Annotated in this window: 24 protein-coding genes; 11 read left to right on the forward strand and 13 right to left on the reverse strand. The window is 60.1% G+C overall.

The window, feature by feature from the left end:
- Nucleotides 1-2: 2 nt before the first annotated feature.
- Genes CXQ93_RS17890 through CXQ93_RS17900 form a run of 3 tightly spaced genes read right to left on the reverse strand, consistent with a single transcriptional unit; the run spans nt 3 to nt 1,968 of the window.
- Nucleotides 3-638: a DNA-3-methyladenine glycosylase I gene (locus CXQ93_RS17890; RefSeq protein WP_104111774.1), complete on the reverse strand. Its 636-nt coding sequence runs from the start codon at nt 636-638 to the stop codon at nt 3-5.
- A 16-nt stretch (nt 639-654) separates the two neighbouring features.
- Entirely contained in the window at nt 655-1,137 is a 483-nt protein-coding gene (locus CXQ93_RS21300; RefSeq protein ID WP_308470640.1) for a DivIVA domain-containing protein, read from the reverse strand.
- Between the two features lie 57 nt (nt 1,138-1,194).
- Nucleotides 1,195-1,968 carry a TIGR00730 family Rossman fold protein gene (locus CXQ93_RS17900; protein WP_104111775.1) on the reverse strand — a complete coding sequence of 258 codons (774 nt, stop codon included), beginning with the start codon at nt 1,966-1,968 and terminating at the stop codon, nt 1,195-1,197.
- Between the two features lie 121 nt (nt 1,969-2,089).
- Here CXQ93_RS17900 and CXQ93_RS17905 point away from each other — a divergent pair, with 121 nt between their 5' ends.
- The 4 genes from CXQ93_RS17905 to CXQ93_RS17920 all read left to right on the forward strand — a co-directional run bounded on the left by CXQ93_RS17905 (nt 2,090) and on the right by CXQ93_RS17920 (nt 5,414).
- Nucleotides 2,090-2,848 (forward strand): amino acid ABC transporter ATP-binding protein, encoded by a 759-nt coding sequence (locus CXQ93_RS17905; protein WP_104111776.1) that lies wholly within the window; start codon nt 2,090-2,092, stop codon nt 2,846-2,848.
- Nucleotides 2,849-2,990: 142 nt separating this feature from the next.
- Nucleotides 2,991-3,839, forward strand: a complete 849-nt coding sequence (locus CXQ93_RS17910) for a glutamate ABC transporter substrate-binding protein (protein WP_104111839.1) — start codon at nt 2,991-2,993, stop codon at nt 3,837-3,839.
- Nucleotides 3,840-3,924: 85 nt separating this feature from the next.
- Nucleotides 3,925-4,575, forward strand: coding sequence for an amino acid ABC transporter permease (locus tag CXQ93_RS17915; RefSeq protein ID WP_104111777.1), 651 nt, complete (start codon nt 3,925-3,927; stop codon nt 4,573-4,575).
- Complete coding sequence (locus CXQ93_RS17920; RefSeq protein ID WP_104111778.1) at nt 4,572-5,414, forward strand: amino acid ABC transporter permease; 843 nt, start codon at nt 4,572-4,574, stop codon at nt 5,412-5,414. Before CXQ93_RS17915 ends, CXQ93_RS17920 begins: the two co-directional genes overlap by 4 nt.
- A gap of 298 nt (nt 5,415-5,712) precedes the next feature.
- Here CXQ93_RS17920 and dapE read toward each other — a convergent pair whose 3' ends face one another.
- Nucleotides 5,713-6,870, reverse strand: a complete 1,158-nt coding sequence (dapE, locus tag CXQ93_RS17925) for a succinyl-diaminopimelate desuccinylase (RefSeq protein WP_104111779.1) — start codon at nt 6,868-6,870, stop codon at nt 5,713-5,715.
- A 182-nt stretch (nt 6,871-7,052) separates the two neighbouring features.
- Between dapE and CXQ93_RS17930 the strand changes: the two genes are divergently transcribed.
- From CXQ93_RS17930 to CXQ93_RS17955, 6 genes are all read left to right on the forward strand, one after another.
- Complete coding sequence (locus CXQ93_RS17930) at nt 7,053-7,739, forward strand: fasciclin domain-containing protein (RefSeq protein WP_256939575.1); 687 nt, start codon at nt 7,053-7,055, stop codon at nt 7,737-7,739.
- A gap of 79 nt (nt 7,740-7,818) precedes the next feature.
- The gene (gene sigK / locus CXQ93_RS17935) at nt 7,819-8,400 is read left to right on the forward strand and encodes an ECF RNA polymerase sigma factor SigK (RefSeq protein WP_104111841.1); all 582 of its coding nucleotides are present in this window, start codon (nt 7,819-7,821) and stop codon (nt 8,398-8,400) included.
- A complete protein-coding gene (locus CXQ93_RS17940) occupies nt 8,400-9,182 on the forward strand; it encodes an anti-sigma factor domain-containing protein (RefSeq protein ID WP_104111780.1) in 783 nt (260 codons plus the stop codon). The genes sigK and CXQ93_RS17940 overlap by 1 nt, the downstream gene beginning before the upstream one ends.
- A gap of 110 nt (nt 9,183-9,292) precedes the next feature.
- Entirely contained in the window at nt 9,293-10,876 is a 1,584-nt protein-coding gene (locus CXQ93_RS17945; protein WP_104111781.1) for a molybdopterin-dependent oxidoreductase, read from the forward strand.
- A gap of 84 nt (nt 10,877-10,960) precedes the next feature.
- The gene (gene dapD / locus CXQ93_RS17950; protein WP_104111782.1) at nt 10,961-11,950 is read left to right on the forward strand and encodes a 2,3,4,5-tetrahydropyridine-2,6-dicarboxylate N-succinyltransferase; all 990 of its coding nucleotides are present in this window, start codon (nt 10,961-10,963) and stop codon (nt 11,948-11,950) included.
- A 39-nt stretch (nt 11,951-11,989) separates the two neighbouring features.
- A complete protein-coding gene (locus CXQ93_RS17955) occupies nt 11,990-12,877 on the forward strand; it encodes a hypothetical protein (RefSeq protein WP_104111783.1) in 888 nt (295 codons plus the stop codon).
- Here the strand turns inward: CXQ93_RS17955 and CXQ93_RS17960 are convergent.
- From CXQ93_RS17960 to fdxA, 6 genes are all read right to left on the reverse strand, one after another.
- Complete coding sequence (locus CXQ93_RS17960; protein ID WP_104111842.1) at nt 12,874-13,485, reverse strand: hypothetical protein; 612 nt, start codon at nt 13,483-13,485, stop codon at nt 12,874-12,876. The genes CXQ93_RS17955 and CXQ93_RS17960 overlap by 4 nt on opposite strands.
- A gap of 190 nt (nt 13,486-13,675) precedes the next feature.
- Nucleotides 13,676-14,299: a TetR/AcrR family transcriptional regulator gene (locus CXQ93_RS17965; RefSeq protein WP_104111784.1), complete on the reverse strand. Its 624-nt coding sequence runs from the start codon at nt 14,297-14,299 to the stop codon at nt 13,676-13,678.
- Nucleotides 14,300-14,428: 129 nt separating this feature from the next.
- Complete coding sequence (locus tag CXQ93_RS17970) at nt 14,429-14,620, reverse strand: hypothetical protein (RefSeq protein ID WP_146073256.1); 192 nt, start codon at nt 14,618-14,620, stop codon at nt 14,429-14,431.
- A 91-nt stretch (nt 14,621-14,711) separates the two neighbouring features.
- Nucleotides 14,712-15,995 carry a citrate synthase gene (locus CXQ93_RS17975; RefSeq protein WP_104111786.1) on the reverse strand — a complete coding sequence of 428 codons (1,284 nt, stop codon included), beginning with the start codon at nt 15,993-15,995 and terminating at the stop codon, nt 14,712-14,714.
- Nucleotides 15,996-16,208: 213 nt separating this feature from the next.
- Nucleotides 16,209-17,363: a succinyldiaminopimelate transaminase gene (dapC, locus tag CXQ93_RS17980; protein ID WP_104111787.1), complete on the reverse strand. Its 1,155-nt coding sequence runs from the start codon at nt 17,361-17,363 to the stop codon at nt 16,209-16,211.
- A 10-nt stretch (nt 17,364-17,373) separates the two neighbouring features.
- Complete coding sequence (gene fdxA / locus CXQ93_RS17985; RefSeq protein WP_104111788.1) at nt 17,374-17,697, reverse strand: ferredoxin; 324 nt, start codon at nt 17,695-17,697, stop codon at nt 17,374-17,376.
- Nucleotides 17,698-17,806: 109 nt separating this feature from the next.
- On the opposite strand from fdxA, the gene CXQ93_RS17990 reads away from it, so the two are divergent.
- Nucleotides 17,807-18,040, forward strand: coding sequence for a ferrous iron transport protein A (locus CXQ93_RS17990; protein ID WP_104111789.1), 234 nt, complete (start codon nt 17,807-17,809; stop codon nt 18,038-18,040).
- A gap of 146 nt (nt 18,041-18,186) precedes the next feature.
- Here CXQ93_RS17990 and CXQ93_RS17995 read toward each other — a convergent pair whose 3' ends face one another.
- The 3 genes from CXQ93_RS17995 to CXQ93_RS18005 all read right to left on the reverse strand — a co-directional run bounded on the left by CXQ93_RS17995 (nt 18,187) and on the right by CXQ93_RS18005 (nt 21,542).
- On the reverse strand, nt 18,187-18,678 hold the full coding sequence (locus CXQ93_RS17995) for a hypothetical protein (RefSeq protein WP_104111790.1): 492 nt from the start codon (nt 18,676-18,678) through the stop codon (nt 18,187-18,189).
- Nucleotides 18,675-19,619 (reverse strand): PIG-L family deacetylase, encoded by a 945-nt coding sequence (locus tag CXQ93_RS18000; protein WP_104111791.1) that lies wholly within the window; start codon nt 19,617-19,619, stop codon nt 18,675-18,677. The genes CXQ93_RS17995 and CXQ93_RS18000 overlap by 4 nt, the downstream gene beginning before the upstream one ends.
- Nucleotides 19,620-19,763: 144 nt before the next feature.
- Nucleotides 19,764-21,542: an ABC transporter ATP-binding protein gene (locus tag CXQ93_RS18005; RefSeq protein WP_104111792.1), complete on the reverse strand. Its 1,779-nt coding sequence runs from the start codon at nt 21,540-21,542 to the stop codon at nt 19,764-19,766.
- Nucleotides 21,543-21,566: the final 24 nt, after the last annotated feature.

Genomic DNA, 21,566 nt, shown 5'->3' on the forward strand with positions numbered 1-21,566 from the left:
CACTATGCATCGGCGGCAAGCCAGCAGCCTGGCTGGTGATCATTGACCACGCCAACGGCCTGCATCATGGCGTAAGCCGTCGTGGGGCCCACAAAGGAAAAGCCTAGCTTCTTCAGGGCCTTGGCCAAGCGCGCAGATTCTGGCGTTTGAGCCGCAACGGGTTCATCTGGCATCCGGCGGGTCTGCGGTGCATGATTGGCCAGTAGGGACGCCAATGTGGTGCCCTCGGGCAGAGCCAGTAGAGCCTTCGCGTTGCCCATGGTGGCCCTGATCTTGAGCCGGTTGCGCACAATGCCGGCATTGTTCATGAGCCGCTCGAAATCGACCTCGCCAAAATTCGCCACAGCAACCGGGTCAAAGTTCTTGAACGCGGCGCGGAAGGCTTCGCGCTTGCGCAAGATGGTGAGCCAGCTCAGGCCTGACTGGAAGGCTTCCAGGCTCAGCCGTTCGAAGAGTTCGCGCTCCATGGTGGCTGGGTCCCCGGATATGGGCCGGCCCCATTCGGTGTCGTGATAGCGCTGGTACTGCTCATCGCCGTCCATGCCGCCCCACGCGCAGCGGGCCTTGCCATCACTGCCAACCATCAGTTTCAGCTGTGGGGAGTCCAACTCAGGGGCGCCCAGCTCAGAAGAGTCCATCTCGGGTGACTCCATCTCAGGCGACGCCTGAGGGATGTGCCGCGGTGGGCCCGTTTCCCAGCTCGGCATCAGCAGTTGTCGCCGGAACAGCGCCAGGTGCGTCACCGGCGTCGTCCGCTTCTGGTTCAGCAAAAACCCGGTCCACGGCAGTTTTGTCGGCAGTCTCATCCGCAGAGGCCTTGCCGACAGCGGGCAAGCCAGCGGCGGATTCCAGCTCGGCGATACGCAGGTCCTTCGCGGCCAGGGCGTCGCGCAGACGGTCCAGAACCTCATCCACCTGATCCATGCGGTACCCACGTAACCCCAAGGAGAAACGCAATTTGTTCACGTCTGCGGGCGCGGGCACGCCCGGCAACAACACAGGGGGCAGATTGGCCACCGGGCCAGCCAGAAGGTCGTTATAGACGTCGGCACCAGTCTGGGGCTTGTTCAAACCCACCAGATACAGCGCGGCAAGCGCAGCCACCATCACGGCAAGAAAGATCAGGAAGTAAGTCACAAGACCATGGTGCCAGATGCGCGGCTGGAAAGAGGTTTCATGTCCTAGAGCCAGCCCCTAGCTGCGGGCAGCGACTCGGGAGCCCGCTTTGCCCTCCATGACCAGCTTCACGGCCTCTTCCGCGGTGTCCACCAACTGAATGATGTCCAGGTCCCCGGCTGAGACCAGTCCTTGCTCCACCATGACATCTCGGATCCAGTCCATGAGCGGGGCCCAAAAGGTCCTATCCACGAGCACAATCGGGAATTGGCTGACCTTGCTGGTCTGCACCAAGACCATGGCTTCGAAGAGTTCATCGAGTGTGCCGAGGCCGCCAGGCAGCACCACAAAGCCCTGCGCGTACTTCACGAACATGGTCTTGCGGGCAAAGAAGTAGCGGAAGTCAACGCCCAGACCCACCCACTCGTTCATGCCCTGCTCGAACGGGAGCTCGATCCCCAATCCGATGGACAAGCCGCCAGCCTCCGCGGCGCCACGGTTCGCGGCCTCCATGGACCCTGGTCCGCCACCGGTAATAACAGCCACGCCGGCTTCCACCAGACGCCGGCCTACCTCCATGCCCGTCACGTAATGGTGCGATTCCGCTTTGGTCCTGGCCGAGCCAAAGACGCTGATGGCCGGGCCAATCTCAGCCAGGGCATCAAAACCTTGGACGAACTCGCTCTGGATGCGCATGACACGCCACGGGTCGGTGTGCGTGAAAGCAGTGCCGGGCGGTGTTTCCAACAGCCTTGCGTCGGCAGTGTCCATGCCGGAGCCATTTTGGCGCCAATTTCCGAACCGTCGGACTTCGGGGTGGTCGGGTCGGCTGGATCCTGTGGGTGCACTCATGCCACCTAGGCTACGCGAAAAGGTGCCGTGGCTTGGCTCACAATATCTCGTTAGCGTTACGATCGGGACCGATGTGCGTCAATTCCTGCCCGAGTGCCCCGAAAGTGGATAGGTTAAATGCATGACAAATCCCGCACATGCTCCTGCGCTCGTGGAACTCAAGGCCGTCAACAAGCATTACGGCGCTCTCCATGTGCTTCAGGAAATTAACTTAGAGGTTGCCAAGGGCGAAGTCTTGGTTGTCATTGGTCCTTCCGGGTCCGGCAAATCAACACTGTGCCGCACCATCAACCGCTTGGAAACCATCGACACCGGTTCCATCACCATTGATGGCAAGGAACTCCCCAAGGAAGGCAAGCAGCTTGCAAATCTGCGCGCCGACGTTGGCATGGTTTTCCAGTCCTTCAACTTGTTTGCCCACAAAACCATCCTGGAAAACGTCACGCTGGGCCCCATCAAGGTCAAGGGCATGTCCAAGCCCGACGCCGACAAGCTCGCCTTGAGTTTGTTGGAACGTGTTGGCGTGGGACATCAGGCAGCAAAGTTGCCCGCCCAGCTTTCTGGCGGACAGCAGCAGCGCGTCGCTATTGCGCGAGCTTTGGCAATGAAGCCAAAGGTCATGCTCTTCGATGAGCCCACCAGCGCCTTGGACCCCGAAATGATCAATGAGGTCTTGGACGTCATGGTCGAGCTCGCCAAGGAAGGTATGACCATGGTGGTGGTCACCCACGAGATGGGCTTTGCTCGCAAGGCTGCCGACCGTGTCATCTTCATGGCCGACGGCCAGATTGTAGAAGAAGCTACGCCGGAAGAGTTCTTCACGAACCCACAGACCCCCCGGGCCAAGGACTTCCTGTCCAAAATCCTCACCAACGGATAGCCACACCTTCAGATTTCCAGCTGCACCAGCTACTCATTAAACCGGCCGTAAACGGCCGATTATGAAAGGAACCCCCTTGAAAAAGTTCTTCAGCAAAAAAACCCTCGGCTTCACAGCCGTCCTTACAGCAGCAGCCCTCGCCATGACAGGTTGTGGCGGCGGTGACACTGCCGGTGGCGGATCTGACGGAGGTGGCGGCGACGCGGCCGGGCTGAGCTTTGAGGTCGCCAAAGACGTAGCCCTGACCGGCAGCCCCACCTTTGACAAGATCAAGTCCGCCGGCAAAATCCGCATCGGTGTCAAGGAAGACCAGCCCGGCCTGGGCTTCCTCGACGCAGCCACGGGTGAGCGCAGCGGCTTTGATATTGAAATTGCCCGCTGGATGGCAGCCTCCTTGGGCGTCGCCGCGGACAAGATTGATTTCAAGGCCATCCCTTCAGCCAACCGCGAGGCCGCTCTGGCCAACGGCGACGTTGACCTCTACGTCGGCACCTACTCCATCAACGACAAGCGCAAGAAGCTTGTGGACTTTGCCGGACCGTACTTCATCACGGGCCAGGGCCTGCTGGTGGCCAAGGACAACACCACCATCACGAGTGAAAAGGACCTGGACGGCAAGAAGGTCTGCTCCGCCACCGGTTCAACGCCCTTCCAAAACATCAAGGACAACTTCCCGAAGGCAGATGCCATCAGCTTCGACATCTACACCAAGTGTGTTGAGGCACTCACGAGTGGAACCGTTGATGCGGTAACCACCGACCAAGCCATCCTGTTGGGCTACGCATCCCAGAACCCGGACAAGCTGAAAGTGGTCGGCGAGCCGTTCACTGTGGAGAACTACGGCGTCGGTCTCCCGCTGGGCGACACCGCTCTGCGCACCTTCCTGAACACCACGCTGACCGATGGCAACGCCACATGGACCAAGATCTTCGACGCCACACTGGGCAAGTCGGGCACCAAGGTTGAGCAGCCCAAGGTTGACCAGTACTAAACGTCCCCGGGTGGCGTTGCAGCGGCCCAGCCCCTGCAACGCCACCTCTTCGTCCTCTCGAATTCACTGAAAGAGACGCTGCCCTGTGAATGTACTTCTAGACAACAGTCAACTTTTCATTGACGGGTTCAAGAACACCGGAATCTTGTTTATTTTTTCCGCTTTCTTTTCCCTGATCCTTGGAACCATCGTTGCCGGCATGCGGGTCTCCCCTGCTCCGGCCATGCGCGCGGCAGGAACGTTTTACGTCAACTCCGTCCGCAACACCCCGCTGACCCTGATCCTTGCCTTCTTTGCCTTGGGCTACCCGAAATTGGGATTGCCTGAGATCAGCTTCATGAACGCTGCCATCGTCGGCCTCTCGCTGTACACCGCAACGTATGTCTCCGAGGCCATCCGCTCCGGCATCAACACGGTTTCCGTGGGCCAGTCAGAAGCCGCACGTGCCATCGGGCTGCCGTTCATGCAGACCTTGACGCTTATTGTGTTGCCCCAAGCTTTCCGCTCGGTGGTCCCACCACTGTTCAGCGTGTTCATTGCACTGCTGAAGAACACGACGGTTGCAGCTGGTTTCTCTGTCTTGGAAGCCGGCTCCATTCGCGCCACCCTCAGCGACCTCGGCGAACCATTGCTGCCCGGTCTGCTCTGGGTTGCCCTGATCTTTGTGCTCCTGGTGCTAGGCATCCTTTCACCGTTGCAACGCTACCTCGAGAAGAAGTGGAAGGTGGCGCGATGAGCGCGGTACTCTTTGACGTTCCCGGCCCCAAGGCCCGCACACGCAATGTCTACTTGAACACCGTCACAGTCATTGTGGTGGTCGGAATCATTGGGTTTATCCTGTTCCGGTTCTACGAATCCGGACAGTTCACGGCCCAAAAGTGGGAGATTTTTACCTTCCCGCGGGTCCAGGAAATGTTCCTGACGGTCATCGGCACGACACTGAAGGCCTTCGCTGTGGCCGCCGTCGGCAGCTTGGTGCTCGGCATCATTCTGGCTTTCGGCCGGCTCGCAGAAGCCAAGTGGTTGAGCCTGCCCTGCTACTGGTTCACGGAATTGTTCCGGGCAGTACCACTGCTGATCCTCATGATGATCATGTACTACGGCCTTCCCTCGGTTGGCGTCAAGGGCATCACCCCTTTCATCGCCGTCGTGGTCGGTTTGATCCTCTACAACGGCTCGGTTTTGGCCGAGGTGTTCCGTGCCGGTATCGCGTCGCTACCCAAGGGCCAGCGCGAGGCCGGTCTGGCCATCGGGTTGTCCAACGGGCAAGTCCTGCGGACCATCCTGCTGCCACAGGCTGTCCGTGCCATGCTGCCTGTGATCATTGCTCAGCTGGTAGTCATCATGAAGGACACCGCACTTGGCTCACTGATTACGTACAACGAGATCCTGTACTACGCGACCTTCCTTGGTTCCCAGGGGCAATACGGTTCACCCGTGGTGCCGGGGCTCATGGTCGCGGCGGTCATCTACGTGGGCCTGTGCCTGATTCTGTCCGGCGTGGCCAGGTACACCGAGTTCAAGATGTCCTCGCGTGTGAAGGTCGTCAAGGCCAAGGCCGGCATAGCTGGCTAAGCTCAGCAACGCTGACCTAACGGGGCATTTCGGCCATCGTTGGAGCATGATCTGCCAGCCCTAGACAACAAACGGGCGGGTGGTCACCTGAATCAAGGTGACCACCCGCCCGTTTTTTCTGGAGTGGCTCTGTCCCGTTAGCCGATGAGCTCACCTTTTATCCCAGCCCAGCCCAGCCCAGCCCAGCCCAGCCCTCGAGTGTCCACTTAACGTACGTTTGAGCCGCCAGATCGGTCTGGAGCGTACATTAAGTGGACACTCGAGGAACGTGGCTGGCGCAGATCACAGCCACGTCACGTCACCCCAGCCAGCGGGTCAACGCTGCCAGACACTCGCGGATTGCGTCGGCGTGGACGTGCTCGTTATCGCTGTGCGCCAGGAGAGCATCGCCGGGGCCAAAGTTGACGGCGGGGATGCCCATTTCGCTCAGGCGGGCAACGTCTGTCCAGCCGTACTTGGGCAGCGGCTCGCGGCCCACGGCAGCCACAAAGGAGGCAGCAGCCGGCGCGTTGAGCCCCGGACGAGCGCCTGCGGAGAAGTCCGTCCGCACCAAATCGAAGCCTTCCAACAACTCGCGTACGTGCGCCTCGGCCTGGTCCGGGGTCTTGTCCGGGGCAAAGCGATAGTTGATTTCCACCACGCACTGATCCGGAATCACATTGCCGGCCGTGCCGCCGTGAACTTTCACAGCGTTGAGGGATTCGCGGTAGTCCAGCCCTTCGACGGACACCGTGGCCGGCTCATAGGCTGCGAGCCGGGCAAGAATCGGAGCCGCCGCGTGAATGGCGTTCTCCCCCATCCAGGCCCGGGCCGAATGCGCTGCCTTGCCACGCGTGGTGGCCTCGAAACGGATGGTGCCGTTGCAGCCACCCTCCACCGTGCCGTTGGTGGGTTCCAGCAGGATGCCGAAATCGGCGTCCAGTAGCTCCCGGTTTTCCCGCACCAGACGTCCCAGACCGCTCTTGACCGCGGCGACTTCCTCGTGATCGTAAAAGATGAAGGTGATGTCCTTGGTGGGCTCGGTCAACGTGGCAGCCAGAGCCAGCTGCACCGCAACTCCGCCCTTCATATCCGTGGCACCGCGGCCGTACAGCACCTCGCCGTCCCAGCTACTGGGGACGGTGCCGCGCGAACCGGGCACAGTGGGCAGCGGCACGGTGTCAAGATGCCCGGCCAGAATAATCCGTTCAGCACGCCCCAGCTCCGTGCGGGCCACGATCGAGTCCCCATTGCGCGTCACCGCCAGGTGCGGCAGCGCCCGCAGGGCTGCCTCCACAGCATCAGCAATGGCCAGCTCATTGGCGGACACACTTTCAATGTCCATCAGTGCCGCCGTCAGTTTCGCCACGTCCTGCTGTAGATCAAGCACGACGGCGCCCGACCCACCTTGTGCGCCATTAGGGGCCGGCGTTAGCTGAGAATCGGCTTGAGCTGAGGAACTACTGGAAGTGGTCATTTGACCACTTTACCGGCGCAGGGAGGGGCGAAAAAACTTTCTTAACATCATTCCAATCCACTTTGTCTTGGGCTCCGAAGTACTATCTGACAGCCCACCACCGCAGCTCAGCAGATCATATGAGAAGCGGTTCGGGAGAAGCACAACGGAATCCTTCCGCTTTCACACTACGGAGAATCATCATGAACACCACCTTGAAGTTTGGAACCCGTAAGAGCCTCACTCTCGGTCTTGGCCTCATGGCCGTTGCGGCCTTGGGTTTGACCTCCTGCAGCTCAGGCGACACCGCTTCCAGCCCCACCTCGGATGCTCCGATGGCTTCCTCCGAAGCCCCCATGGCTCCGAGCTCCGCAGCCGCCATGGACCCGGCCGCTGACTTGGTTGGCTCCGGCTGTGCCGACTACGCTGCAGCAGTTCCCAGTGGTGCAGGCTCGGTGGCCGGCATGGCCGCTGACCCGGTGACCACCGCGGCATCAAACAACCCGCTGCTGAAGACCCTCACCGCAGCGGTTTCAGGCCAGTTGAACAAGGACGTCAACCTGGTTGACACACTGAACTCGGGTGAATTCACCGTCTTCGCTCCCGTCGACGACGCCTTCGCCAAGATCCCTGCTGCCACCATCGACGGTCTCAAGACTGACTCCGCCACGTTGACCTCAATCCTGACCTACCACGTCGTCCCCGGCCAGCTCGCCCCGAGCAAGATCGATGGCAAGCACGCAACCGCTGAAGGCAGCGAGCTTGAGGTCACTGGCAGCGGCGACAACTTGATGGTCAACGGCGCCAAGGTCATCTGCGGTGGCGTCAAGACCGCCAATGCAACTGTGTACCTGATCGACACCGTGTTGATGCCCCCGGCAAAGAAGTAGCACCTGTTTCACAGAACAAATTGCAACACCTTACGAAGGAAATGTGCTCGTGGGTACAGATCATGACAAAGTAGACACTATGCGTTTACCTTGGATGCGGTCCGTTGAACCGTTGGTTCCCCCGACCCATGAGGATTTGATCCGCCTCGTCGCCCTTGGCGACGAGGCGGCCTTCGAAGAACTGTACGATGCCGTAGCTCCGCGAGTATATGGTCTGGTAAGACGCGTTGTCCGCGATCAAGCCCAGAGTGAAGAGGTCACGCAAGAAATTTTTGTTGACGTCTGGGCACAGGCCTCTCGCTTTGATGCGGACAGAGGCAAAGCAATGTCTTGGATTCTCGTTATCGCCCACCGCAGAGCTGTCGACAGAGTTCGCGCAAGCCAGGCAAGTTCCGATAGGGATCTTCGCCAGGGAATCAAGGAGTATCAGGAGAGTTACGACGACGTCGCTGACACTGTGGAAAAGCAGATGGAAGCAGCTCGAGTCCGTAAGGCCCTCGATACACTCACAGAGCCACAACGGGAAGCAATCAGCTTGGCCTACTACGGTGGATACACCCACCAGGAAGTGGCTGAGTTGCTCAAAATCCCTGTAGGTACTGTAAAAACAAGAATTCGTGATGGCATGATCAGGCTAAGAGATAAGTTAGGGGTGGCGTGATGGAAAAGCAACTGCATTTACTGACCGGCTCCTACGCATTGAACTCGCTCACCAACGGAGAGCGCAGTGCCTTCGAACGACATGCACTCAACGATGCCGAAACCTTGGAAGAGGTGCGTAGTCTCAGCGAGACGGCCGCAATGTTGGCCTTCGGACTTGACGAAGAGACCCCTCCGCCGGCCCTGAAGCAGAATGTCATGGCTGCCATCCGCAACACTCGCCAACTTCCATCCAGTGCAGTAGTCCGCGACATTTCCTCGGCTCGAAGTTCCTCCGCACGTAATCGCGGAAACACTACCGAGCGAAGCCGCTGGGTGCCAGCGCTGAGCGCGGCAGCAGCACTGGCAATCTTCGCTGGAGTAGGCGTGGGCGGCTGGGCTATTGGTCAGAATTCCTCGGACCAAGAGGCACGGCAACAATTGGCAGCATCCCAGGCGCAACAAGAGGCCATGCTGACCATCATGAACTCTCCCGACGCCAAAATTGCAACGTCAGAAATTTCCGACGGCGCTACAGTGACTGTCGCATCTTCTAGCAAAGCAAATAAAGCCGCCATCATGGTCAACGGAATGCCCCCAGCGCCCCAAGGCAAGATTTATGAGCTGTGGTTCATTTCTGCAGCAGGTGCGGTCTCCGCCGGAATGATGGACAGCAACCGAGAGCCCGCCATGCAGATACTTAACGGTGAAATGGGCGGCGCTACGCATATAGGCATCACCGTTGAGCCGCTGGGCGGCTCAGAGAAGCCGACCACAACACCAATCTTGGTACAGGAAATCTAGATTCCATGGGCCTCCGGAGCAATCCGGAGGCCTTTTCGCTCCGAAGTACCTGCAAGTACTTCTACCAGCTGAGACAGCGGTAGCCACGCAAACGTTCTAAGGAGCCTGTTATGGGCAAGCGGAGCACGGAAAATACCTCACGAGATTGGCGCGGAACTCTCTTCGGCGCCCTGGCCGGTGTCATATCGGCAGGAGTTCTCTTTGCCATCGCCGAATTCCTGTCGGCATTCTTTGGCGCCGCGTCCTCGCCACTGACAGCGGTGGGATCGACCTTCATCGACTTCACCCCGGCATGGATGAAGAACTTCGCCATCGCCACCTTCGGCACTAACGACAAGTTCGTTTTGCTCCTCTCCATGGGTATCGTGGCCGCAGCATTGTCCGCCGTCGCCGGGATCGTGGCCCGCAAGAAATTCGCCGCCGGGGCCACCATGGTGGTGGCCTTCGCGGTCGTCATGGCCGTGTGCATCCTCACCCGGGCCAGCGCCGGAATTGCTGACGTCTTCCCCTTGCTGATGGGTACCGTTGGCGGTCTCTTGGCTCTGCGCTTCCTAAGCCAGAGCGCGCGCACCACCTCCAGTACCAGTACGACGGCGAACCCGCCTACCGCAGCCGAGCAGACTCCCAGCCGGCGCACCTTCCTGGTGAGGTCGGCGCTAGTGGCCGGGGCCGCCGTCGTGGTTGGCTTTGGTGGCACTGTCATCAACGGTGCTCGCAACACGGCCCTTGCCGTCCGCGCAACGCTGAAGCTTCCCGCACCCAAAACCACGGCAGCCGCACTGCCCACCGGTGTGCAGGCGCCCGTGGAAGGTGTCACCCCCTTTGTGACACCCAATGATGATTTCTACCGCATCGATACTGCTCTCGCCGTGCCGGACATTGATCCGGCAAACTGGCAGCTGCGCGTGCACGGCATGGTCGAGGAGGAATTCACCATTGGCTTTGATGAGCTGCTGGCACAAGATCTCATCGAGTCCTATGTGACGCTGACATGTGTATCCAATGTGGTGGGCGGAAATCTGGCCGGCAATGCCAAGTGGCTGGGTTATCCCCTGCGTGAGGTGTTGGCCCGGGCCAAGCCCACGGCAGGCGCCGACATGGTTCTTTCCACCAGCATTGACGGCTTTAGCGCATCCACTCCACTGCCAGTGTTGCAGGATGACCGCGATGCCATATTGGCCGTGGGCATGAACGGCGAGCCCCTGCCCCTCGAGCACGGTTTCCCTGTGCGCATGGTGGTTCCGGGCCTATACGGATTCGTCTCGGCCACCAAGTGGGTGGTTGACCTGGAAGTGACAACCTTTGCCCAGAGTGCAGGGTACTGGACCTCCCGAGGTTGGAACTCCCACGGACCCATCAAGACCGCGTCTCGGGTGGAGGTTCCGCGGGCACTAGGCCGGGTTCCTGCCGGTTCAGTCCCCATTGGCGGCAGTGCTTGGGCTCAGACCAAGGGAATTTCCAAGGTTGAGGTCCAAATTGACGACGGCGCCTGGCAGGAAGCCACGCTGGCTGCGGAAGCCTCGGTGGACACCTGGCGTCAGTGGTCGTACATCTGGGACAACGCTCCTGCTGGAACTCACAAGGTGCGGGTGCGTGCCTACGATGCGGACGGCACCATCCAAATCCAGGATCAGGCTCCCCCAGAGCCAGATGGTTCCACCGGTTGGCACTCCATTACGTTCAACGTAACCTGAGCCGTGTCTAGCGGTGTCCGCAGCCAGTGTCCACGGAGTGTGTCAAATGTTGGGGACACCTACCGCCGTCGATAGACTTGGTCCATGACTGAAACTGAGCTGCTGACAGACCGTTCCGCCCATGGCTTTGGCCTTGCCACGATCGCCGATTCCGGCGCTGTGCTCGATGTCTGGTTCCCGGCGCCTGCACTCGGCACCGGAACAGATATCTTGGGCCGGACCCCTGAGGCCAGCGGAGATCTCACGGCCTTGGCTGAAAATGGCACCGACACCGATCGCGGCGTCACCCAAAGCGTGGTGTTCGCCCAGATCAACCTCGACGCCGAACCCGCCGACGCTGCCGACGCTTACCTCCGCCTGCACCTGCTCTCGCACCGGCTGGTCACGCCCAACAGCATCAACTTGGATGGCATCTTCGGCAAGCTGAGCAACGTGGTCTGGACCAACTTCGGTCCGGCCGCCGTTGAAGGATTTGAAATGACACGCGCCAAATTGCGCCGCCGCGGAAACGTCACGGTCTTCTCCGTGGATAAGTTCCCGCGCATGGTGGACTACGTGGTTCCGGCAGGAGTCCGCATTGGCGACGCCGACCGTGTCCGTCTGGGCGCTCACCTCGCCGAAGGCACCACCGTCATGCATGAAGGATTCGTAAACTTCAATGCAGGAACCTTGGGTACTTCCATGGTGGAAGGCCGCATCTCCGCTGGAGTAGTCGTAGGCGATGGCACCGACGTTGGCGGCGGCGCCTCCATCATGGGCACCCTATCCGGTGGCGGCCGTGAGCGAGTGGCACTGGGCGAGCGCGTTTTGCTCGGCGCAAACTCTGGCGTGGGCATCAGCATTGGCCACGACTCCGTTGTAGAAGCTGGTCTGTATGTTACGGCCGGTACGCGCGTGCGGGTTTTGGGGCCCAAGAACGACGACGGCGAGGAGACCACTGTGATTGTGAAGGCCAGCGAGCTCTCCGGCGTCCCGAACCTCTTGTTCCGCCGTAATTCAACGTCAGGCGGCGTGGAGGTTCTGCCGCGTCACGGCACAACAGTTGCCCTGAATGAAAGCTTGCATGCCAACTAAAGTCACGCTCGCAGTGCAGTCTCACGAGGGTGGCCGGCCATGAAAAGCCGTGCCGCCCTCGGCTGGCTCACGGTCCTTGTCTTGGCTGCGGGCGCACTCATCGCCGGTGGCGTGTGGCTTTCCAACACCTTCAAGGACGCCCTGGCGCCAGGTCTTGCTTTGGGTTGCACCGCCACGGTAGGGGGTGGGGACTATTCGCTGGCACTGGATCAAACCGAGAATGCTGCGCTCATATCCACCATCGCCACACAACGCGGCATGCCAGCCCGCGCGGCAAGTATTGCTCTAGCCACGGCTATGCAGGAATCTCGATTGCGCAACATCGATTACGGTGATCTGGATTCTGTAGGGCTATTCCAGCAGCGTCCCTCGCAGGAGTGGGGCACGGTGGCACAAATTATGGATCCGGTATATTCCACCAACGCGTTTTATGATGTTCTCGCGCAAGTACCGAACTACGTGAATCTGCCCATTAACGACGCCGCTCAAATTGTTCAGCGCTCAGGGTTCCCTCATGCTTATGCACAACATGAGCCGCTTTCTCGTGCGTTTGCCTCCGCATTGACAGGACAGTCTCCACACGCACTGAATTGCACACTTGCTCCCGTCACCGCTGTGAGTCCCCCTGAGCAGCTCATCACTGCCGCGCAGGGCGCCGTAGGCCAAGTAGTTGCAAGTACCTCCAGCAGCGCCGCTGGTGACACGGTGCTGCTCGAGGTGGATGAGGCCAATGGTTGGCGGCTGGCCCACTGGGCGTTGGCCTACGCGAACCAATTGGGGATTAGCCAAATCAACTACGCCGGGTACAGCTGGGACAGGGACGCCATTACTGACGGCCACAATGTTGGTTGGCAAGCAAGCGAGGACGTGAGCGCCGGAGCTGTCTCGATCCTTTTACCTTCCTCTGTGACTGTGCCCGCCGGTTAGACCAGCAAATCCACCACGGGCTGGACATAGCTGCGGAAGTTTTCCTGATCATCGAGCAGGTGCGAACTCATGATTAACCTGTTGGGTTCTATGAACCAGGCCCGTGGCTCAGCCAACGGGACCTCCACAATAGTCAGCGTGAAGTCCCTGGAACTGCGGCCCAGCTCCATTTCCCGGTTCTGAACCAGATCGGCCAGAATCTTGTGCCCACCCAGGGTCTCGCGTTGCGCGGCCATGCTTGAATACACTTGTTCCTGCTCACGGGACCAACTGACGGCTGCTCCAAAGTGGGCCTGCGCCACCCGTTGCAGTGCCGGTAGGCCAGCTAATTCAGGGAAATCCGGGGGGCTAATATTTGGCTCATTGCTGGGGTTTGCCTGCAGTAACCGGCTCCACCAAAACTCCCACTGGTCCCGCAGTGCCGCTACGCCGCCCACACCGGAAATGAGCATGGAATGATCGGCAGCCCGTACGGCCGGGGCCACGTGAGAAAGGGCAGGAGTCCCGGCACCCGCTAATCCTGCAACATCGCGAAAATACAACGCCATGAGCATGGGTGTGCAGGTATCCAACGTGATCCGCCACCCTGGGCCACCGGTGTGATGCATGGTATCTCCCTCCAGCCGCCGCATGGATGATGCAGCAATCCCACCTCCCAGATTACTCTCAAGCAAGCAACAAGGCACCGTCCCCTCCAGACGCTCCCTCAGCGTTTGGGGGTTTTCGGCCAACGCTCCATCAGCGTTTGGGGGTTTTCGGCCAACGCTCCCTCAGCGTTTGGGCCAATGGGTATGGAAATCAGGCGGCGAGCAGGGAGGCCAGATGGCGGCGCAGTGTGGCCTGCCCCTGCTCAGGGGCCGCCCAGGCGGGCTGCAAGACCATGCGCAGGCTCAACCCGTCCAGTAAGCCAATGAGACGTTCCGCCTCATCCACGGGAACCAACCCGGGAACGGCCAGCGAGCTTTCCATCAGCTGCATGACCACCCGGCCCACCACGGCCCCGGTGGCACGGTAATCGTCCTGTGCAGCGTCAACGAGCGTTGTGTTGGTGCGGGCATCGAGCATGAACTCCATATGCACCACTGCGTCGGCGCTACGTGCCGCGTCAAGTGGAAGCAGTTCTTCCAGAACCACTGCGCACTTCTCCAATAAGGCTTCACCATCGGCAGGTAACGCTTCGTCTTCGAGTACTTCCAACTTTTCCAGTGCCCGCAGGTGAATCCGCTCCGAGCTGACCCGGAAGGCGAATTCCATGAGCTCCGCTTGATTGTCGAAGTAGTGCCGCACGGAGCCCAGCGCCAGCCCCGCCTCGGCAGCCACATTACGTAGCGACGCTTGTGCCAGACCGCTCTCGCGCACAACTCGGAATACGGCATCGGCAACAAGTTCACGGCGGTCATCCGCATTTACAATTTTCGGCACACATCTTTTTTAGCACAGATGTCTCACGAATGCCCATTGCAGAGCGCTCGGAAACACCCCAAAACCCCAAAAGGTGATGGAGCGTTGGCCGAAATACCCCAAACGCTGAGGGAGCGTCGGGAGGGGCGGCTACTTCTTGGCCGCGGCGTCCTTCTTCTTGTCGCGGTACAACAGCACCAGCAGAACCAGCATGATGACGAGCGAGACGATGAAGAACGGCAGGAACACGCTCTTGCCAATCAGCACCATGATCCCCAGCACCACGACGACAATCGGGAAGGCCATGGAGAAGGTATGCAGCAACAAGGTGGACATTTTCATGTTTTTTACTTTCGTCCTGATTGACAGAAAAAAGGCGGCGGGTGACTCTCCCAAGGAAAAGTCTCCCGCCGCAGTCGTGCTTAAGGCAATGTTACCGCGAGGGGTACATGCGCTCCGGCTCACCGATGTAGAGCTGGCGCGGACGGCCAATCTTGGTTTCCGGATCCTTCATCATTTCGCGCCACTGGGCAATCCAGCCCGGGAGGCGACCGATGGCGAACAGCACCGTGAACATCTTCTCGGGGAAGCCCATGGCCTTGTAGATCAGGCCGGTGTAGAAGTCCACGTTCGGGTACAGCTTGCGGGAGATGAAGTACTCATCCGTCAGCGCAACCTCTTCCAGACGCATGGCGATGGCGAGGAGTTCGTCATTGCCGCCGAGCTTGGCCAGGATCTCGTGAGCCATGTTCTTGACGATCTTGGCGCGCGGATCGTAGTTCTTGTAGACACGGTGTCCGAAGCCCATGAGCTTCACACCGGCTTCCTTGTTCTTCACGCGCTCGACGAACTTCTCAACGGGCTCGCCGCTGGCCTGGATGTCGCGGAGCATGTTCAGCACGGCCTCGTTGGCGCCACCGTGAAGCGGGCCGAAGAGGGCGTTGATGCCAGCGGAAACTGAGGCAAACATGTTGGCGTTGGCCGAACCAACCATGCGCACCGTGGACGTGGAGCAGTTCTGCTCGTGGTCAGCGTGCAGGATCAGCAGCAGGTCAAGAGCCTTGACAACAATGGGATCCATTTCGTAGGGCTCGGCCGGCAGGCCAAAGCTCAGACGCAGGAAGTTCTCCACCAAGCCCATGGAGTTGTCCGGGTACAGCATGGGCTGACCGATGGACTTCTTGTGGGCGTAGGCAGCCAAAACTGGCAGCTTGGCCATGAGGCGGATGGTGGCCATTTCAACTTGCTCGTCGTCAAACGGGTCAAGTGAGTCCTGGTAGAACGTGGACAGCGCCGAAATAGCGGAGGACAGCACCGGCATGGGGTGTGCATCGCGCGGGAAACCGCCGAAGAAGCCCTTGAGGTCTTCGTGCAGCATGGTGTGGCGACGGATGCGCTGGTCAAACTTGTCCAGCTCGGCTGCCGTGGGCAGGTTCCCGTAAATCAACAGGAAGGAAACTTCCAGGAAGCTGGAGTGCTCTGCCAGTTCTTCGATGGGGTATCCGCGGTAGCGCAGGATGCCTTCGTCGCCGTCGAGGTAGGTGATGGCCGACGATGTAGCTGCCGTGTTAACAAAGCCGGGGTCATAGGAGACCGCACCGGTGGTCTTGAGCAACTTGGAAACGTCGTAGCCGGCATTGCCTTCTACGGCTTCGATGAGCGGAAGTTCAAGTTCTCCGCCGTCATAGCGCAGCGATGCGCTCGTGGAATCAGACATGGGGTCCCCTTCATGAGGTGGCCTTGAAAAAGGCTTTGGTTAGTTCAATGCAAGCTTTGCGTCCGCGAGTCACCGCGCACATTGAGGGATTGCCCCATAAAACTCAGCACTTAAAGCGTCCGGTGGCCAAGACGGCTACCCTACGAAACTACCGCTTTAAGGGCCTTCGAGACTAATCCTGAGGGCCAAATCGGCACAATATTAGCGAAAAAGCTAGGTTTTTGCGCCGAGTCGACTCACTGCAGCAGCAATACGCTCATCAGTTCCGGTCAGCGCAACCCTGATAAAACCGTGGCCGGCATCCCCGTAAAACGTCCCGGGCCCGGCTAAGATGCCCAGTTCGGCAAGCCGGCCAATAGTGGTCCAGGTGTCCTCTCCTGCGGTGCACCACAGGTACAAACCGGCTTCTGAGTGATGGATGGTGAGCCCAAAGGCTTCCAAGGCACCCACCAGTTGCTCGCGACGGGCACGGTAGAGCGCCTTCTGAGCGCTGACATGTGCATCGTCCCCCAAGGCCACACGCATGGCCTCTTGCACCGGATACGGCACGATCATGCCCGCGTGCTTCCGGCTGTTGACCAAGTTCGCCACGATGGCACTGTCCCCTGCAGCAAACGCCGCCCGGTAGCCAGCCACGTTGGACTGCTTGCTCAAGGAGTAAATGGCGAGCAGATTTTCATTCGAGCCACCGTTGACCCGCGGATCCAACACGCTCGGAACTGCTTCGCCACCGTTTTCCGGGTCCCAGGCACCCCAGCCCAGCTCGCCGTAGCATTCATCAGATGCGACCACGGCACCAATCTCCCGGGCCGCCGCCACCAAGGCAGCCAGCTCATCAACGCCGCGCACAATCCCTGTGGGGTTGCCCGGCGAGTTGACCCAGATCAGGCGCACCTTGGCGAGGGTCTCGGCGTCGAGCTCGTCCAAGGAGTCAGCAGCAACGGAGGTGGCACCGGCAAACACGGCACCCATGTCATAGGTGGGGTAGGCCACGGTGGGCCGGACAATGACGTCACCTGCACCAAGACCCAGCAGCAGCGGCAGCCACGCCACCAATTCCTTCGAGCCAACGGTGGGCAGCACATCCTTCGGATCCAGACCAGGCACGTTGCGGCGCCGAGCAAACCAGTCCACAACGGCCTGGCGCAAGGCCAAGGTGCCATGGGTGGTGGGATAGCCGGGGGCATCGGCCGCAGCTTTCAGCGCTTCCTGAATCAACGCAGGGGTGGGATCCACGGGCGTGCCGATGGAAAGATTCACCAACCCATCCGGATGCGCGGCGGCAATACGCTGATAAGGCGCCAGCGCATCCCACGGGTATTCAGGAAGCTGCAAGCCGAAAGTGTGCGGTGCCTGTGCCTGGGTCATAATGGCGCGATCAGTCCTGGTTCTGCGGCGAAAGTGCCGCGATGAACGGGTGGTCCGTGTGGGTGTTGCCAATCTTGGCGGCACCGCCCGGGGACCCCAGCACGTCAAAGAACTCCACGTTGGCCTTGTAGTACTCGGCCCACTCATCCGGGGTGTCATCTTCGTAGTAGATGGCCTCTACGGGGCACACAGGTTCACAGGCACCACAGTCAACGCACTCGTCGGGGTGGATGTAGAGCGAGCGTTCACCCTCGTAGATACAGTCAACAGGGCACTCCTCAACACATGCCTTGTCCTTGACATCCACGCACGGCTGCGCAATTACGTACGTCACGAACCCCAACCTTCCTCAAAGTCTAAAATCCGGCACAATTCGCCACCGGCCCTCCCATTATCCCCCACCGGCGGCGGCCACGCACCTTAGCGCGACCTAGTATGAAGTGATGAACACTGCACTGACGCGGCTCACGCAGCTTCCACTGGGCACCCGCATGGTGGTCCGCTACAGGATCGACGGCGGATTAAGCGATGCGTTGGGCGATCTCACCGCCCGCGATTCCTTCGGCTGCACCATCACCACCCGCTCTGGCACCGTCACCATAATGTACGACGACGTCCAGCTCGCCAAGGCTGTTCCCCCGCCACCGGCGCCCCGGGCGCGGCGCATGCCGCTGTAGCTGTGGCTGTGGCTGTGGCTACGTTTTCTCGATACGCCACTGGAGTTGTGTGCGGTTAGCCCGTAACAGTGCGCAGTTCCACGAGTGGCGCACCATCACGGGTTAACCAGACGCAGGAGCAAAGTGTGGCAGGGCGCTACTTGTCGCTATGTGCGTGATTTCAAGATGATATTGACTAGCCAGGCCGTGAGTGGGGTGGCAATGGCAATTCCGTAAAGCCACACGTTGCCCTGCAGGTTACCGGTAATGATTCCCACAGATCCCAACTGCAGGGACAGCACCCCAGCGGTGAGGTATGCGGCGGCACCGCACAGCACCACAATCCAAGAGCTTTTACTCCACAAGCCCACAAACAGGCCCACGGACGCCAGCAACAGCAGTGCTAGGGCAGCGCCGAAGGGCAGAATTGTTTGCCCATCGTTGAGGAACCAGGCGTGGCCGTGCAGCGATGTGCCCAGCAATCCGCTGCCGATCCCTGCCCCGGCAGCCGCGGCCATGATGGCCCAGCGCCGTGGTGGGGGAAGGCTGAAACGAGGCTTGCTCTCCGTTTGGCGCTGTGTTTTGTTCTCTGGCTGGCGCTGCAGTTGCTGTTCTGGTTTCTGATCTGGTTGCGGCTCGGGCGGGTGCGCGCCCATCACTGCGTTAGATAAATATCGGCAGCAGGAACGGCCACAAATTCCTCGACAGCGGAAATGTCTTTCCAGACGTCGTCGGAGAGTGCATAGCGTTCACCCTCCACGGTGATCTGGGTCCGGTGGGCTGCCATGGCGGCCGTCTTAGCTGCCAGATCCCCCACAACCTGCAGCCGCGGGGTGTCAGCATCCAGTGCCCGCTCAGGCCTGTCACTGACAATCGTGTAGACAGTGGGAACCTTCCAGCCGGTCACCACAACCGCGGCGTGTGCAGGCCCGGCGTTGGCTGGCCCTGCGGTTGCTGCCAGCCGGAGCGCGGCCAGGGTGAGCTCATGAGTGCGCACATGATCAGGATGTCCGTAGCCGCCGTCTGCCGCGTAGGTGATCACCATGTCCGGGCGCAGCTCTCGGATAGCATGCGCCAATAATTCGGCGGTCTCAGCCAGGGGCGCCCTGGAGAATGATCCCGGAAGCACCGTATCCGCCGCCATTGCGCGGCCGTCAGGTCCCCACTGCATTCCCGAATCACGGAAGGTCACTTCTCCGCTGTCCGTCGCGGTAGCTCCTTGACCCAACCAGATGTGCTCGCGCACCCCCAGTGCGGCCAAAGCCGCCGCCAACTCGCGTTCACGTTCCATTGCCAGCCCGGCTCCCGGTGCCGATTCCCCCTCAGCGAAGGGTCCGCCGTCGTCCGGGCCCGCAGCCATGGCGTCTGTGGCCAGCGGGATCGCCGCGTCCCCAGTTTTGACTTCCAGATGCGCCAACTCGGGCGGGATGACCTCGCCAAGTTCCCCGCGTGTGCAGGTCACAAGGACAACTCGGGCACCAGCGGCCGCCGAAGCAGCCATGGTGGCGCCGGTGACAATGGTTTCGTCATCTGGGTGGGCATGCACAAAGAGCATGGTGGCCTTGGGTCCGGTGCCGGGCAACAAAGTAGTTGATTCCATGTGTCCAATCTACCTGTTCGCGGCCAGCACCCCCTAGAGCCCACAGCTATCCCTGCCAAGAGTGAGAAAACCCGTTAAAAAAGGCCGGCACAGATGAACTAAAAGTCCATCTGTGCCGGCCGTGAAGCAAGGAAATGCTAGAAACTACACCAGGAGCGAGGCTCCAGGAATGGCGCTGAGCAGATCCTGCGTGTAACGCTGCTGCGGGTTGTTGAAGACCTCATCCGTGGTGGCTTGCTCCACGAGACGGCCCTTCTGCATGACGGAGACGTCATCGGCGATCTGGCGAACAACGGCCAGATCGTGGGTGATGAACAGGTATGTCAAGCCCAATTCTTCCTGCAGTTCGTTGAGCAGGTTCAACACCTGTGCCTGCACCAAAACATCCAACGCCGAGACGGCCTCATCACAGATGATCACATCCGGGTTCAGTGCCAGGGCACGCGCGATGGCGATACGCTGACGCTGACCGCCGGAGAGCTCGTTCGGGAAGCGCTGCATGGTGGAGGCAGGCATGGAAACCTGATCCAACAGTTCGCGGACCTTCTTTTCACGCGACTTGGCATCGCCGATCTTGTGGATCTTGAGCGGCTCTTCGATGGTGCGGTAAATGTTGAACATCGGATCCAGAGAACCGTAAGGATCCTGGAAGATGGGCTGCACGCGACGGCGGAAATTGAACAGCGCCTTGCCCTTTAGCGAGGTCACATCCACTCCGTCGAAGCTAATGCTGCCCTCAGTGGGCGCCAACAAGCTCAGCGCCATCTGTGCCACGGTGGACTTGCCGGAACCCGACTCCCCCACAATCGCCATGGTGGTGCCGCGCTTCACGTTGATGGAGACATCATCCACGGCCTTGAAATCAGTGGACTTGCCCAGTGCGCCGCGAAGCTTAAACACCTTGGTCAGGTTCTTGATTTCCAGGATCGTGTCGCCACGGCCTGCAGGGGTGTGGCTCTTGATGCCGCCCGTGTGAGCAGCCTTCTCCGCGTGTGCGGCCTGTTCGACCTTTTCAACTTTGAGCACGTCTGCTTGATCCGTGACCTCGACGGTCCCGGCAGCGGCGGCAGCAGCCAAAGCCTCCTTGGCTTTGCCGGACTGCAAACGCTTGGAAGCGAGCGACGGCGCCGAGTTCACCAAACGCTGTGTGTACGGGTGCTGCGGGTTGCGCAGGATCTCCAGTGCGGGACCCGATTCAACCACCTGCCCCTTGTACATCACCACGAGCTTTTCAGCCCGCTCGGCGGCCAATCCGAGGTCGTGGGTGATCAACAGCACGGCCGTGTTCAGCTCGGTGGTCATGCGGTCCAGGTGGTCAAGGATCTGACCCTGCACCGTGACATCAAGAGCCGACGTGGGCTCATCCGCGATCAGCAGGCGCGGGCGGCATGCCAAACCAATGGCGATCAACGCACGCTGACGCATACCACCAGAGAATTCGTGCGGGAATTGCTTGGCTCGCACTGCAGCATCAGGCAGACCAGCCTCGGAGAGCACCTCGGCGACGCGTTCGTTGGCGTTGGAACCAGCCAAACCGTTCGCCTTCAACGTCTCCTTCACCTGGAAGCCAATCTTCCACACAGGGTTCAGGTTGGACATGGGGTCCTGGGGAACCATGCCAATGGAGTTTCCGCGCAACTCGATGATGCGCTTCTCGCTGGCGTGAGTAATATCCTCGCCATCGAAAATGATCTGCCCGCCGCTGACCCGACCATTCGAGGGCAACAGACCAATGGCTGCAAGTGCCGTGGTGGACTTGCCCGATCCGGACTCACCCACAATGGCCACTGTTTCACCAGGCATCACGGTGAGGTGCGCGTTGCGCACCGCGTTGACCGGGCCACCTTGTGTGTCGAATGTGATGGCCAGGTTTTTGATTTCCAGCAGCGGTGCATCCGCATCCCGTGAAGCGGCTGCATTCATAGAGGTGTTTCTTTCATTCAATGA

This window comes from Arthrobacter sp. N199823, assembly GCF_002929705.1.
GTDB lineage: Bacteria > Actinomycetota > Actinomycetes > Actinomycetales > Micrococcaceae > Specibacter.